This window comes from Brevibacillus sp. NRRL NRS-603 (assembly GCF_003013445.1).
GTDB lineage: Bacteria > Bacillota > Bacilli > Brevibacillales > Brevibacillaceae > Brevibacillus > Brevibacillus formosus.
The window spans coordinates 46,561-60,930 of the sequence record NZ_PXZN01000030.1 but is presented as its reverse complement, the minus strand read 5'-3'; the positions used below and the strand labels follow the sequence as shown (position 1 = coordinate 60,930).

The following is a 14,370-nucleotide window of genomic DNA, read 5'->3' as shown; positions in this document are numbered from 1 at the left end:
GCGGATTGTTACAATAAAAAACGCATTTCATCGGTAATAATAATCATTATCAATTACATCGAGTGAGGGACAAAAGATGAAGCGAACAAACGGAATGAAACGTCTCGGTCATATGCTTTGGACGCTCGCACTGGCAGGTACGGTATTGCTGACTGGGTGCGGCAGCGCAGAGCAAAAACAGCCAGCAACAGGTCAAGATAGCGCGCAAACCGCACAAAAGCGCATTGTGAAACACGAATTGGGCGAAACGGAAATTACCGGAGACCCGAAAAGAGTCGTCGCGTTGGAGTACTCCTTTGTAGACGGGCTATGGGAGCTGGGAGTGACGCCTGTAGGAATCGCGCAGGAAAAGGATAAGGACGTAGAAGGATTGATCGGTCAAAAAATCGAGTATACCCCTGTGGGGACTCGCCAGCAGCCGAGTCTGGAAGTCATCAGCTCGTTGCAGCCAGATTTGATTATCGGAGATTTGAATCGCCACAAGGACATTTACAAGGATTTGCAAAAAATCGCACCGACGATCATTTTGAAAAGCCGCAACTCGACGTATCAAGAAAACTTGAGCTCGTTTGCCACGATTGGGGAAGCGCTGAACAAGCAAAAAGAAGCAGAACAACGTCTGATCAAGCACAAGGAAATCATCGCAGAGTTTAAGAAGAGGGTACCGGCTGGGGATTCCCGCAATGTCATGCTGGGTGTATTCCGCGCAGATTCGCTGTCTGCACATGGGGCGAAATCATTTGATGGCGAATTGCTCGAGATGATTGGAATCAAAAATGCGATTCAAGATGCGGCAGAACCAACGGTAAAAATCAGTCTGGAGCAAATGGTGCAGTGGGACCCAGATGTGATTTTCCTGGCGGAGGCCGACGACGCGCTGTTGAACGAATGGAAGCAAAATCCGCTCTGGAACAATATCACCGCAGTTAAAAATCAGGAAGTACACAAAGTAAATCGTGACCTCTGGACGCGCTATCGTGGACTGAAATCCGCAGAACGCATTGTGGAAGAGGCAGTGAACCTTTTGTACAGTAAGGATAAATAAGACCACATACGATGCAAATTCTGGAAAGACCGGTCGCTGATCTGGTCTTTTCGGTGTTCCTGCACGTGGTAGTTGATCGAGGTGGCTTGTATTGCAGAAAACAACGACACGACAACGAAAAGGTACCTTCGTCCTCATTATGATCGGATTGGCAATCCTCTTGTTCATTGGTTTATTGCTGAGCGTGTTTACCGGAGTAGCTTCGCTGGAGATCCGATCATTAGTGACGCATTGGCTATCGGGTGAATACTCCAAGGAGCTCTTGATTTTCCAAACCATCCGCTTTCCGAGAGCCGTGCTGGGAGCCATCATCGGGGCGAATTTGGCTGTGGCAGGAGCGGTTATGCAAGCCGTTACCCGCAATTCATTGGCATCCCCGCAAGTATTTGGCGTGAATGCAGGGGCTTGTCTGGTGGTCGTACTCGCGATTGTGTTTTTAGCGGATATCGGGAAAGCCAATCTCATCTATTTTGCATTTGCTGGAGCGATTCTCGGAGGACTTGTTGTCTTTGGATTCGCAGCTTCCCGCGGGATGACCAATCTCAAGATCGCTTTGGTAGGAATGGCCATCCACCTCCTGCTTACCTCCATTACGAAGGGAATTATTATTTTTAACGAGCACATTTCGAATGTATTGTACTGGTTGTCTGGCTCCATTAGCGGAGCGGCTTGGACGGATGTGCAATTGATTTTGCCATGGTCGATAGTGGGACTCCTGCTGGCGATTTGGCTGTCCGGCTCTTTGTCTGTTTTTCGACTAGGGGAGGAAGTCGCGATGGGGTTGGGACAAAAGATCGCTCGCGTCCGACTGATATCCTATGCTGTGGTCGTTATTTTGGCAGGCGCCTCTGTTGCTGTCGCCGGAGCTGTCGGATTCGTCGGACTGATGGTTCCGCATATCGCAAGGAGGCTCGTGGGTACGGACTATCGGGTCGTTATCCCTGTGTCTGCGCTCGGTGGGGCTGTCTTGGTCACAATCTCCGATGTACTGGCTCGCTTGATTTCCTATCCGTTTGAGTCTCCTGTAGGAATTGTAACGGCTCTTCTGGGAACCCCGTTCTTTCTGTACTTGGCGAGAAAAAAGGGGAGGGAAATGGTATGACTACGCGAAAAAACACCCTGCTCCTGATGGGCCTATGTGCCTTAGTCTTAGTAGCAGCATTGCTTAGCATGGGGATCGGCCCAATCTTTATCGGTCCTGATCAAATCATCCGGGTGATCATGGGAGAATCTTCGTCGCTTACGTTTATGATCGAAAACTATCGATTGCCGCGGGCATTGCTCGCAATTCTTGCCGGAGCGGGCTTCGCGATCGCTGGTGTGATTCTGCAAGGAATGATCCGTAATCCGTTGGCATCTCCGGATGTTGTAGGGGTAACCAAAGGTGCGGGCTTATTTGCGGTTGTTGTCATCATTTTGTTTCCGACGGCTTCACCGCTTCTTCTCCCGATTGTCGCGTTTTTGGGAGCATTGGTGGTAGCAATTGCCCTCATTTATTTCGCTCGAAAAAGCGGTGCACAGCCAACTACGTTTGCCTTGGTCGGCATGGGAGTAGGGGCAATCTGCCAAGCGTTGACGGAATTCGTCATGGTGAAGTATCCGATGCAAGCCAATGATTCTCTTGTCTGGCTGGCAGGGAGCTTTTGGGGGAAAGGCTGGGATGAAATTTACGCTTTGCTGCCGTGGCTGCTCGTATTCATTCCCATTAGCTTTGCCCTGCATCGAAAGCTGGATATTATCAGTCTGGATGAAGGGAGTTCCACGGGGCTCGGATTGAATGTCGTGCGAACACGCTATATGCTCTTGCTGCTTGCTGTTGCATTGGCAGGCGCATGTGTAGCGGCGATTGGCTCGATCGGCTTTGTGGGATTAATTGCGCCACATATGGCGAGAAAGCTGTTCGGTCATCAGCATCGTTATCTGTTGCCGGGTGCGGCGGTTTTGGGCTCGTTGATTCTCGTCATTGCAGATGCTTTGGGGAGGGGACTGAATCCTCCGATCGAGATTCCTGCGGGTATTGTGACGGCGGTCATCGGTGTTCCGTACTTCTTGTATTTGGTGCGTCAAGAGAAGAGAAAGTAAAAAGAAAAGCCATCGCTTTTGTCCTTCATAAATTGGCGTGCAGCAGATCATGCTACTACTGACAGCTCATTCCCCACTATTTCCTTTCATGGTAAACTGTCATGTAAGTGTCATGCTTCATCCATTCTTTCCTACTAGGTGGTACATACATGCGGTCTATATGGAAGATTTACAAAACGGACTGGATTAACATTTTCAAGGTCCCGACTGGGATTTTTCTGATCATCGCCATCGTTCTCATTCCTTGTTTATACGATTGGATCAACATCAAATCAGTATGGGACCCTTACGCCAATACGCAAGGGGTCAAGGTGGCGGTGACGAGCGAGGATCAGGGAGCCACGGTTGGCGATAAAAAGGTCAACATCGGAGACGAGCTCATAAAGAGCTTGCATAACAACCAGAAACTAGGGTGGACCTTTGTGGACAAAGAAGAGGCCAGGCGGGGCGTGGAGCGGGGCGATTATTATGCCAGCATTCTGATCCCGGCTGACTTCTCCACAAAAATCACGGGAATTGTCCATAGCAACCTGAACAAGCCTGAAGTGATCTATACGGTCAATGAAAAAGTGAACGCTGTCGCTCCCAAAATCACCTCGTCAGGTGTTTCGGCGATTGCCAAGCAGATCAACGAGAGTTTTACGGAAAGCGTCAGTGAAGCCTTGCTGACGAAGCTTACAGAGATCGGCATTAAGATTGAAGAGCAATTGCCGACCATTCGCAAAATCGAGAGTGGAGTTTTCCAACTGGAAAAAAACCTTCCCGAGATTCATGCCGCAGGGCAAAAAGTATTGGAGATTGAGAAGAAACTTCCCGAGATTCACGAGAAAGCCCAAATCATTCTGGAAGTGGAAAAAAGAATCCCCGAAATCAATCAAGCTGGGCAGGCCGTGCTCAAAATCCAGCAAAACTGGCCGAAAATCAATGAGGCGGCGTCTGTCATTATCGCGATGGAAGACAAGCTGCCGGTGATTGAGCAAGCCGTTGGACGAATAGAGGAGCTGGATCAAAATTTTGATAAGGTCGCAAACGCAGTGACTACGGCCACAGAAAAAGCGAGTCAGGCCATTGAGATCGTTTCGGCTGCTCAAGATGCGTTGCCGCGTATCGCTGATCTGACGGATAAGGGCGCGTCTGTTGCCGATCAGCTCAATGACTTTTTTACAAAGCATGACGGTGCCTTTGAAACGATAGCACCGCTGATCAAGCAAAATCTCATCTTAGCCCAGCAAGCCGCGGATGCCCTCACACAGCTCACAGACAGGCTGCTGCAAATCAATCCGGATCGCCTGCCTACTGCCAGTGAGGTAAATGCGGTGAAAGACAGGTTATCCAGAGCTGCGAATGTTTTGGGGCATACCGCATCGATTGTAGAGAAAGTAAACAGTTATATTCCTGGACAGCCGTTGAGTCATTTCGCAGAGAGGCTGCGCACGATTGAGAACAGAATGAACCGGCAAATCGAGATTCTCGGCATGATTGCAAGCGCGCTGGAAAAAGGCAAGCAGCCTGCGAAAGATTTGGTGGAGAGCTTGAATCAGCTCTCGAAAAACTCTAGCGCGGAATTGGGAGACATCCTGTCCCGTTACGATAGCGAAATCGTCCCGAAAATTTCCGAGGGCATTGATAGGCTGAAAGTGATCACAGGAGAATCTGCCGATCTACTGCACAAGGTCCAAGAAAAACTCCCGGATATTGAAGCGATTCTCCAAGAGACAAAGACGGGCTTGGAGCTGGGATTGGCAGAATTGAAGCGAATCCAGCAGGAGATGCCGCAAATACGGGCGAAAGTCCACGAGTTGGCTCAAACGCTCAGAAGCAAGTCAGATGCTTTTGCAAATGCCATTCGCGTTGCAGCTCCATTCCTGAAGAGCAATCTTCCTGCGATCGGGAAAAAGCTCGACGAGGCAGCGGCATTTGTCCAGAACGATTTGCCCAAAGCGGAGGCGGATTTGACCAAGCTGGCTGATTTTGTGCGCTACAAGCTCCCGGAGGTGGAGGCAGGAGTCCACAGAGTTGCTGCATTGGTTCGCGACGATCTGCCTAAGCTGGAGAGTGCCATTGGGCAGGCCGCCGACAAGCTGAGAGAAGTCGAAGCGAACAACAACTTCGCCGACCTTGCCAAGCTATTGCGCGGCGACATTAAAAAAGAGAGCGAATTCCTCGCAAGTCCCGTGCAGATCAAGGAAAACCGCCTATACCCGATTCCGAATTATGGTTCGGCCATGTCGCCGTTTTACGGTGTGCTGTCTCTCTGGGTAGGTGCGACCTTGTTGATTTCTCTGCTGAAGCCGAATGCAGAAAATCCAGGTGGAGTGTACAAGCCGTATCAGTTGTATCTCGGCCGCTTGGGGACGTTTGTGACAATCGGGCTGCTTCAGGCGTTGTTCGTCACACTCGGTGATATTTACATCCTCGGGGCCTATGTAGCGGATAAAGCTCCGTTTGTGTTATTCGGTATGCTGGTCAGCCTGGTGTTCGTCACGATCACGTACACGCTGGTGTCCGTCTTCGGCAACGTGGGCAAAGGCATAGCGATCATCTTCATGGTATTCCAATTCTCCAGCTCGGGCGGTACGTTCCCGATCAGCATGACCGCGCCGTTTTTCCAAGCGCTGAACCCATACATGCCCTTCACGTATGCGATCAGTCTGTTGCGTGAAGGGGTGGGCGGCATCCTCTGGGAAACAGCGATTCGGGATATACTCGTACTATTCGGCTTTATTGGGATTAGCCTGTTTGTGGCGCTCGCGCTGAAGCGTCCGTTGAGCGGAATCATTGAAAAGTCGATGGAGAATGCGAAGAAGACCAAGATTATTGGGTAAAGGTTACACGGAAGTTGATTGGAATTAGCAGGGTGTCCTCACGTAGATATCACTACTGGAGGGCACCCCCTTTTTTTAAGGACAAGTGATTATTCCTTTTGGTAAAATGTGGGTGATCGCTGAATCGTAAAGGGGAGTGAACCATGGGGAGGTGGTTTGGATACATTCTATTGACGATTTTGATAGGCGGTGTGTGCTTTTTTGTCATTACTCCAGAAATCACCTTGATATTGAGTATGTTCGTCATTATCGGAACCCTGTTTTATATTGTACACATTTTGAAAAATGAACTGCCCAGAGTAGTCCAGGATCGGCTGGAGAGACGATTCAACAAGATAGACAAAAGCCTTGAAGAATTAAAAAACCGGTATAAGCAGGAGGCTGAATAGGGTGATTGGTTTACACGAATCGCCCACTTCAAAGCAACGGTCATACAATGTCAGCACGGATGGAGCATCATAACCCTCGCGTTTTCCCCATATGGTGAAAAGAGAGCATTCTAAAATAGGGGAGGATGGGGATGCAATTTTATTATGGTCAGCAAATGCCACTGCGGATTTTGGATGAAGCGGAATTTTGGAAAATGCAAGAGAGCGAGCACACTGTTGTCATTCGAGAGGCTCTAACAAATTTGGAGAACCAATATGTGGAGGCGCTAAAACAATGGGAGCAAGCCCTGACGCGAACTCATCAAGAAGTCGTGAGTTACGTAGAAACGGTGATTCGCAGTCAATATGTCCCTGCCCAGCTTCATCAACAGGTGATCCAGCTGGTAACATACTGCCTAGATGAAAGCATGAAATTTATTGAACTGTGCCGTCAGATTAAAATTGATAGTTCAGCTGCTAAGAATAATCCGATAGCCCAAACGATACTCGATCATATCATTAGGGAATCTGAATACTTTATCGGCATTGCGCGAGTCATTCTATACGGCGATGTTCAGGGTTAAGGACTACTGTCTCAAAAGGTAAGCGGGGAGCTTTTGATTCCGTATGACAGCTACCTCCTTAAGTCAGGCAATTCAATTTCTTACATAATATCCATGAAATCATACGCATACAGGAGATTGATCCTACTAATAACCCCCTGCAGGAAATACGGTTTTCCTGCAGGGGGTGTGGCTATTTTTGCCCAGGTACAATTCGTAACAAGCGATTTTGCTACTTCTGATTATCCCCAGGAAGTAGCGAATATTCTAAACCCATAAAACTAGCTACAGAGAGCTTTTCTTCGTTTATGACCTGAAATCGGTAATTAGCAGGAGACAATAGTATTCAATGTCTTCCTATAAGAAAATCCGCAAGATAAAGTGGATGTAATTCAGTGAGAAATTTATTAATAACCTCGTTGTACTCTTCTTAGTGGTCACCGATCAGCACCGCCCGATCTAAATCGTGTGAGGCTACCCCAAGGTGTCCCTGTTTTTTTGAGCAGGTACGGAACGTGTCTCCAGTCGGGCAGCAGATGCCAGCCCCAGTATGACGATGAACGTCTGAAGGAGCAGGGAAACGGTAATACCAACTGAAAGTGAAAACGCAAAGGCAGTCATCACAGATATGATGGCTCCTCCCACCCCAATGACGATCGCAGGCGTGAATGTATCAGCGATAGATAGTTCAGCAGACACTTTTCCTTCTTCACCAGCTTTTGCAAGAGAAAACGCAATAGCACCGCTTGTCGGGTGAGCCAAACCGATTCCGAAGCCCATAATGATCTGACTAAAAATCGCGACCACGATACCGAAAAGGTCTTGGTGAATCAACGGCAGAGGTACGGTGCAAGCGACTCCGATGAGCATAATAACGAGGCCTATGATAATTCGTTTTTTTCGGCCAACCCCTTGGTCTTTCTTGTCCAGCTTTGCTTGTACATTGGCTGCCAGCGACCAACTGATTGCTGCGGAGGCAACAGCTAAACCAGCTTTGTCGGCGGTTAATCCTAAAATCATAGTGAGTCCAAGGACGAGATATGTTTGCGTGCCGTAATAAGCAGCGACAAAAAGACCCCGAGACGCGATGACGGCAGGTAAGCCTGAGCGTGCGATGAGCGTCCCTTTAGGCATCAGCTTATACAACGGGACACTGAGGGTGAGCAAACCCGCGATGGATAGCAGGAAACCGTAGATGGAGGGAATTTTGCCGAGTCCAAAAAGCAAGGCACCAGTCCCAAGGGCCAAGAAAAAAGGCAGAAGAAGGCTACGATTGTTTGCCGCGCTTGCTGTTGGCGGTTGTAAGCCTCGAAAAGAGGGGGTGGTTAAAAGTGCAGACAGAAAGATAAAGGGAAGGATCAGCCAGAAGACATATCGCCACGACAACTGTTCAGCAATAATCCCGGCGACATACGGTCCGAACAGGCCTGGAAGAATATAAGCGCTGGAGAAGACAGCAAGAATCTGAGGGCGAAGAGAGTCAGGGTAACGCAAAGTAATCATGGTATACACGCAATTGACCAAGGCACCGGCACCGAATCCTTGCATCACTCGCCCAAGCAGTAAAGTATACATATCTGGCGCAATTGCAGCAACTACAATGCCAAGAGCAAAGAGCACGATAGTGACAATGAAAGGCTGGGCAGGCCCTTTTCTATCGACGAATTGACCTGTGACCACGGTTCCAATCAGCTGAGCCAACAAATAAGCACTGAATACCCACCCATAAAGATCCTCACCCTGTAGCTCTCGGGAAAGACCGGGGGCGATTGTCGTGACAGCCAAGCCTTCAAATGCTGTAGCAGTCACTACAAGAATAATACCAATCGTCAATGCCCGGTAATGCGCGCTCCAAATGCCTTCTTTGCTCATCATTTTCACTCCTCTTTTGCATATATTTTGCTTTTAAAGTTGCTATAAAAACTGTTGTTACAGCAACTAATTATATACAAAAAATGACATCCTGCAATGGCTTTTGTTTTTACAAGCTTTTCACGTTCTCATAAATGATATTGAGTGTTCTTCGAAATTGGTTCACTTCTTCTTCGGTCAATCCTGCAATGGTTTTCTCGTACGCTTCAATGGAGGGAGGAAGGACCTCGTCTTTTAAAAGTCGCCCTTTTTCCGTCAGATAGACACGAAGGGAGCGGCGATCCTTTTTATCTGTTTCGCGATGAATAAATCCTCTTTCCTCCATGAGAAAGAGCATCCGCGCGATATTCGTTTTATCCTTATAGGTGCGTTCAGCCAACTCGTTCTGGGTCAAACCTTCTTCTTCCCATAACACGACAAAAATCATCCACTGATCGATGGTGATGTTATACGGGTTGCATACTTTTTGATAATAGTTGTTCAGTTTTAAATCCGTTCGTTTTACGATGACGCCGATATACTCATCCAATTTCATTGCGAAACCTCCTAGGTTAAGCAGTCAGGGCAACTGTTGATAAGACAACTATAAGGATGCTTCCGACAAGTGTCAATTTGCAGCGCTGATGTGTTAGACGCATGAAAAAGCCAAATTTGCTCAAAATAACAGCGGGATTCACTATTTACCAGAAAAGGAGAAGGAATAAATGACTTTACTACTCAAAAAAGTAACGCTGTTATTGATGTGCCTCGCTTTGCTTGGTGTGCCGGGCATGGCAGAAGCCAAGGAATCACAAGGAAATGTACAGCAGGCAGAATGTATAAAGCCGAAAGAAGTAAAGCTGCAAGGGGATATGAGAAAGCTCTGGATCGACCATTTGCAATGGGACCATCAATATATGGTCAGCGCTTTGGCAGGGCTGGAGGACAAAGACGCCGTACTTGCACGACTCTTGAAAAACCAGGTGGACATCGGGAACGCAATGAAGCCGTATTACGGAGAGGAAGCAGGTAAAAAGCTTACCGATTTGCTGACGGAGCATATTATGATAGGTGGCAAAATCATTGACGCAGCCAAAAAGGGCGATCAGGCTACTGTGGCCAAGCTCGATAAGGACTGGCACCGGAATGCGGATGATATCGCCAAGTTCTTAAGCAGCGCTAACCCCAATTGGACCGAGAAGGAATTAAAAGAGATGATGTACACGCATCTGAAACTGCTCAATGATAATCTCCAGGCGAGATTGAGGAAAGACTGGCAAGCGGATATTGTTGCGTTTGATCAAGGGGAGGATCATATCATCTCGTTCGCTGATGTGCTGACAGCAGGCATCATTAAGCAGTTCCCGAATCAGTTCTAAAAGAAACTTCCCCAACGAAAAGAACGCCAGCACGTTATACAACAAGTGCTGGCGTTTCTTTCTTGCTATCCTTGTGCCGTCTTTTTCAAATAAGCTCTCCATGTGATGCACCATTGATCAGGATCATCGAGTACGGACTCTAGGACGCGGTGACCTGTACTATGGTGCGGGGCTGTTTTGACAATCTCCGGATTCTCATAAGCTTCCTGTGAAATATGGGTCAGTGCCGCGACGTATTCGTCGAGCTCTGCCATGGAGTAGGACTCCGTCGGTTCCAGCGTAAACGGCTCCGGCACGACATATGGGTGATGACTGGTCCAGTAATGGTGGGCAAAGTCGACCATCCGGCGCTGAACATCGTAGGTCGTGACGCCCGTGTCTTCTTTTAGCTGCTGCCAGCTGTAGCGAACCTGCTCCAGGCGTCGGCCTTGTATATAGGGGGCGCTCGCACCGCGGATTTGCAGGATTTTGTGATAGAGATAGTTGTTGTTGAGGCAAGCGATTTCGGCAACTTCCCTCAAGCCGTCAGCACCAAGCGCACGGACCCAAGCGTAGGAGCGCAGGACAGCAGGTGGTACCCCGTAAAAGCTGCGGACTTTTCCGATGCTGTTTTTCAAATCACGCTTATAGAAGTAACGCTCCCCGTCGAAGTCTACGATCGGTCCTGGGAGGAATGGCGCAAGCTCGGCAGTGACCCCGAGGGCGCCTGTTGCAGGTCCACCGCAAGCGTGTGGGACGGAGAAGGTTTTGTGCAGGTTGAAGAAGCACATGTCAAAGCCTGCTTCCAGCGCACGGGTAATGCCGAGCAAGCCGTTGGCGTTTGCTTGGTCGTAGCAGCATAGCCCCCCTGCGGCGTGAACGACGTCTGTGAACTCCTTGATGCGGGAGTTGTAAATGCCTGTATCCTCTGGATTCGCTACAGCAAAGGCAGCGGTTCGCTCCGAGACGAGGCCCTTTAGCGCTTCCAGATCAGGGTAGCCGTTTTCATCGGCAGGTACATAAATGATTTTGAAGCCTTTGACTGCTGCCGTCGCGGCTTGGGACGGATGGGAAAAATGGGTGGTAATAAACTCGTTGCGCTGTTCTCCTTCGCCGCGAGATTCGTGGTATTTGCGCACGATAGAGGCTTGGGTAAACAACGCCTGTGTGCCGCTGCCCGGTTGGAACGAGAATTTGTCCATGCCCGAAATCTCGCGAAGATATAGATCGAGCTGATACGTCATCTCCAGCATTCCTTGGACAGTAGACTCGTCTTGCAGCGGGTGCAGCTCCGCCATTTTCGGCGAGCGCACAAAGCGTTCGTTGATTTTCGGGGAGTATTTCATCGTGCAGGTGCCTTGCCCGATCTCTACGTTGAAATCCGACCCCAGCACTTCCTGCGAAATGCGGGAGTAGTGGCGGATCACGCGGTACTGACTGATCTCGGGAAGATTCGGCCGTTTTTTCCGGCGCAGGCTGTTTGGCAGCTGGGAGATGCCATCGCCTACGGTCTCCACGATTTGTGGCTCGACGGGTGGTACCTCGACGCCACGCTCACCGGGCTGGCTCAGCTCGAAAATGACAGGCTCATCCCACTTTGCTTGGTGGAAGCGGCGTACCTTATGGTCTCTGGGAATCCGTTTCATTTTGTCGATTGTTCCTTCGGATGTTTTCAAGGGCGGTTTCCTCCTTTTTTTATTACGTGTTCAAAAAGTCGTCTTTTCAGCATCGAGAAAGTGGTGAGAACCTGAAGAAGGAGGAGCGGAGTGTAGGGGACCTACATGAGCACCGGACTTCGAAGGTGAACGCCAATTTCGACGTCGAATAAGCTGTCAGAACAACTTCGTGATCAAAAGACGGCTTTTTGAACTTCCTTGACTACAAAATGCTTTTCATGGCAGCAACGAGCGTATCGATATCCTCCTGGGTATGAACCTCCGTGACGCAGTAGAGCGCACATTGACCCAATTCCGGGTAGTGTTCAGTCAAATCCACACCGCCGAAAATTCCTTTGGCGAGCAGCGCAGCGTTGATGTCTTTGACGGTTTTGCCTGTTTGCGAGAAGTCGATCACGAACTCCTTGAAGAAAGGAGCGGCGAATTTGGCCTCGACACCGGGAATGGAAGAGAGCTGCTTGGCAGCGTATTGGGAGCGCTGCATGATGCCTTGCCCGACTTCTTCCATGCCCACAGGTCCCATCGTCGCCAAGTACACGCCTGCGGTAATGCCCCATAGCGCTGTTTGTGTTCCGACGGACTCCTTGCCTTTTTCACGTTTAGCAAAAGAAGTGCGGTCGTATGCGACATCTCCGAAGCCGTATTCGCCTTCGACCTCTGTCGGAGCGATTCCGAACAAGCGGGACGGATATTCCATGACGTAGGTCGGATCGTCATGTGTCGCAATAAAGCCAGATTGCCCGCCGCCGTAATGCATGTGTACGCCAAGCGGCTGCAAATCTCCGCAAACGATGTCCGCGCCGTAATTCGCCGGAGATTCCATCACGCCCAGAGAGATGGGATCGACGCCGACTACGCAAATGGCACCGGCTGCTTGGGCCAGATCCGCGATCATCTGTCCGTTTACTTCCACGGAGCCGAGGAAGGTCGGGTTTTCGAAGTAAACCGCTGCTGTATCTACACTGAGCTTTGCTTTTAGATCATTTAGGTCAAGTCTGCCTGTTTCGTTCTCAAAATCGATCAAGGTGACGGTAAGATCAGGAGACGTATAGTTTTTGATGATCAAGAGCTTGTCGGGATGGATATTTTTCGAGACCAAAAGCTCTGTGCGTTTGGTGATGCGTGCTGCCATGCGCAGAGCAGTAGAAGCAGCCTGTGCCCAGTCAAAGGTCGGAACGTTCACGACATCCATATCGACCAGCTCAGCTACGAGGCTCTGGTACTCGAACAACGCCTGAAAGCGCCCCTTGTCTTCATAAGGCTCACCAGCATACGCCGTCACAAACTCCGCGCGGGAGTTGATTTCATCACAGACAGCCGGAACAAAATGCGGCCAGCAGCCCGCGCCGAGGAAGCTGATATTTTCTTTTGTGGTTTTGTTTTTGTTCATGAGTTGGTTGACGTGGCGCTCCAGCTCGTATTCGGTCAATGCTTTCGGGATGTTCATTTTTTCTTTTAGGCGCAGCTCCCCGGGAATGTCCGCATAGATATCCTCGATGCTGGAAAAGCCGATTTCAGCAAGCATTTTCTCTTTGACTTCAGGTGCAGAATTCGGAATATACGGGTGGGCATAACGCTGTACGCTCATCTCATGGTTCCTCCATCTCTTCGTTGGAATATTCAGTCTGAATGATACATTAAGCCAAACCGCCACCGTCGACGACCAGTACGGAACCCGTCACCCAGGATGACAAATCGCTGGCAAAGAACAGGACAGCATTGGCAATATCTTGGGGAGAACCGAGACGCTCCAGTGGACGTCCTTGGGCGGAGGAGACGAGGAATGCTCCTTCTTCCTTTTCCAGCTGGCGCGCTTCTTCACGCAACAGAGGTGTGTCGGTATCGCCGGGTGACACGCAATTCACACGGATGTTTTGCGGACCGTGGTCAATCGCCATTGCCCGCGTCAGGTTGACGACGCCAGCTTTTGCCGCACAGTAGGCCGCCGCCTTGTCACCGCCCTTGATGCCCCAGCCAGAGCCAGTGTTAATGATGCTGCCTCCGCCTGTTTTCGCCATGACCGGAATGACGAATTTGGAGAGGTTATAAGCACCCTTCAAGGAGACATCGACGACCAGATCCCAATCGTCCTCTTCCAGCTCGACAACCGTCTTTCTTCTGATCACGCCTGCGTTGTTGAACAAAATATCGATGCGACCGTATGCTTCCTCGATCGCTTGCGTTACTTCACGACAATCCTGTTGGGAAACTACATTGCATGTAAAATAACGGGCTGACCCGCCCGCGGCTACGATTTCTTGTGCCGCCTTTTCCCCGAGCTCCTCATTGATATCAAGCAGCATAACGTTTACTCCGAATTGGGCCAGTCGTTTCGCTGTTGCCAGTCCGATACCGGAAGCAGCACCTGTCACCAAGGCTACCTTTCCTTGCAGATTGAATACCTCGTTCGTGTTTATCATGGTTGATCACTCCCCCTAGTTGAAAAGTTTATAATGCAATCGCTGTGCCAAGTGTGGATTGACCCCCGCCGAGTAACATGCTCCTTGCTTGATCGCAAAAAAGCCGATTTTACGAGGTTCCGACTGTGTTTCGTACTGTCACAGCGGTGACAAAAATGGCAATGAGTTGTCATTATTGGCAA

12 protein-coding genes are annotated in these 14,370 nt (G+C 49.6%); 7 read left to right on the top strand and 5 right to left on the bottom strand.

Annotated elements, in window-relative coordinates; genetic code table 11:
• Window positions 1–76 precede the first annotated feature (76 nt).
• The 6 genes from C7R94_RS21650 to C7R94_RS21625 all read left to right on the top strand — a co-directional run bounded on the left by C7R94_RS21650 (window position 77) and on the right by C7R94_RS21625 (window position 6,904).
• Window positions 77–1,045, top strand: coding sequence for an ABC transporter substrate-binding protein (locus C7R94_RS21650; protein ID WP_106784564.1), 969 nt, complete (start codon window positions 77–79; stop codon window positions 1,043–1,045).
• A gap of 91 nt (window positions 1,046–1,136) precedes the next feature.
• Window positions 1,137–2,147: a FecCD family ABC transporter permease gene (locus C7R94_RS21645; protein WP_106784562.1), complete on the top strand. Its 1,011-nt coding sequence runs from the start codon at window positions 1,137–1,139 to the stop codon at window positions 2,145–2,147.
• Window positions 2,144–3,127, top strand: coding sequence for a FecCD family ABC transporter permease (locus C7R94_RS21640; protein WP_106784560.1), 984 nt, complete (start codon window positions 2,144–2,146; stop codon window positions 3,125–3,127). Before C7R94_RS21645 ends, C7R94_RS21640 begins: the two co-directional genes overlap by 4 nt.
• 149 nt (window positions 3,128–3,276) lie before the next feature.
• Window positions 3,277–5,952, top strand: coding sequence for a YhgE/Pip domain-containing protein (locus C7R94_RS21635; RefSeq protein ID WP_106784557.1), 2,676 nt, complete (start codon window positions 3,277–3,279; stop codon window positions 5,950–5,952).
• Between the two features lie 143 nt (window positions 5,953–6,095).
• Window positions 6,096–6,341, top strand: a complete 246-nt coding sequence (locus tag C7R94_RS21630) for a hypothetical protein (protein ID WP_106784555.1) — start codon at window positions 6,096–6,098, stop codon at window positions 6,339–6,341.
• A gap of 131 nt (window positions 6,342–6,472) precedes the next feature.
• Entirely contained in the window at window positions 6,473–6,904 is a 432-nt protein-coding gene (locus C7R94_RS21625) for a DUF2935 domain-containing protein (RefSeq protein WP_106784552.1), read from the top strand.
• A 453-nt stretch (window positions 6,905–7,357) separates the two neighbouring features.
• On the opposite strand, the gene C7R94_RS21620 is transcribed toward C7R94_RS21625, so the two are convergent.
• Window positions 7,358–8,755, bottom strand: coding sequence for an MFS transporter (locus tag C7R94_RS21620; RefSeq protein WP_106784549.1), 1,398 nt, complete (start codon window positions 8,753–8,755; stop codon window positions 7,358–7,360).
• 109 nt (window positions 8,756–8,864) lie between these two features.
• On the bottom strand, window positions 8,865–9,290 hold the full coding sequence (locus C7R94_RS21615; RefSeq protein WP_106784547.1) for a MarR family winged helix-turn-helix transcriptional regulator: 426 nt from the start codon (window positions 9,288–9,290) through the stop codon (window positions 8,865–8,867).
• 169 nt (window positions 9,291–9,459) lie between these two features.
• Here C7R94_RS21615 and C7R94_RS21610 point away from each other — a divergent pair, with 169 nt between their 5' ends.
• Window positions 9,460–10,113, top strand: a complete 654-nt coding sequence (locus C7R94_RS21610; protein ID WP_106784545.1) for a glycosyltransferase — start codon at window positions 9,460–9,462, stop codon at window positions 10,111–10,113.
• Between the two features lie 65 nt (window positions 10,114–10,178).
• Here the strand turns inward: C7R94_RS21610 and gcvPB are convergent, their stop codons facing one another.
• The 3 genes from gcvPB to C7R94_RS21595 all read right to left on the bottom strand — a co-directional run bounded on the left by gcvPB (window position 10,179) and on the right by C7R94_RS21595 (window position 14,188).
• Window positions 10,179–11,738 carry an aminomethyl-transferring glycine dehydrogenase subunit GcvPB gene (gene gcvPB, locus C7R94_RS21605; protein ID WP_199197954.1) on the bottom strand — a complete coding sequence of 520 codons (1,560 nt, stop codon included), beginning with the start codon at window positions 11,736–11,738 and terminating at the stop codon, window positions 10,179–10,181.
• A 232-nt stretch (window positions 11,739–11,970) separates the two neighbouring features.
• A complete protein-coding gene (gene gcvPA / locus C7R94_RS21600; RefSeq protein WP_106784541.1) occupies window positions 11,971–13,356 on the bottom strand; it encodes an aminomethyl-transferring glycine dehydrogenase subunit GcvPA in 1,386 nt (461 codons plus the stop codon).
• 49 nt (window positions 13,357–13,405) lie between these two features.
• Window positions 13,406–14,188: an SDR family NAD(P)-dependent oxidoreductase gene (locus C7R94_RS21595; protein ID WP_106784538.1), complete on the bottom strand. Its 783-nt coding sequence runs from the start codon at window positions 14,186–14,188 to the stop codon at window positions 13,406–13,408.
• Window positions 14,189–14,370: the final 182 nt, after the last annotated feature.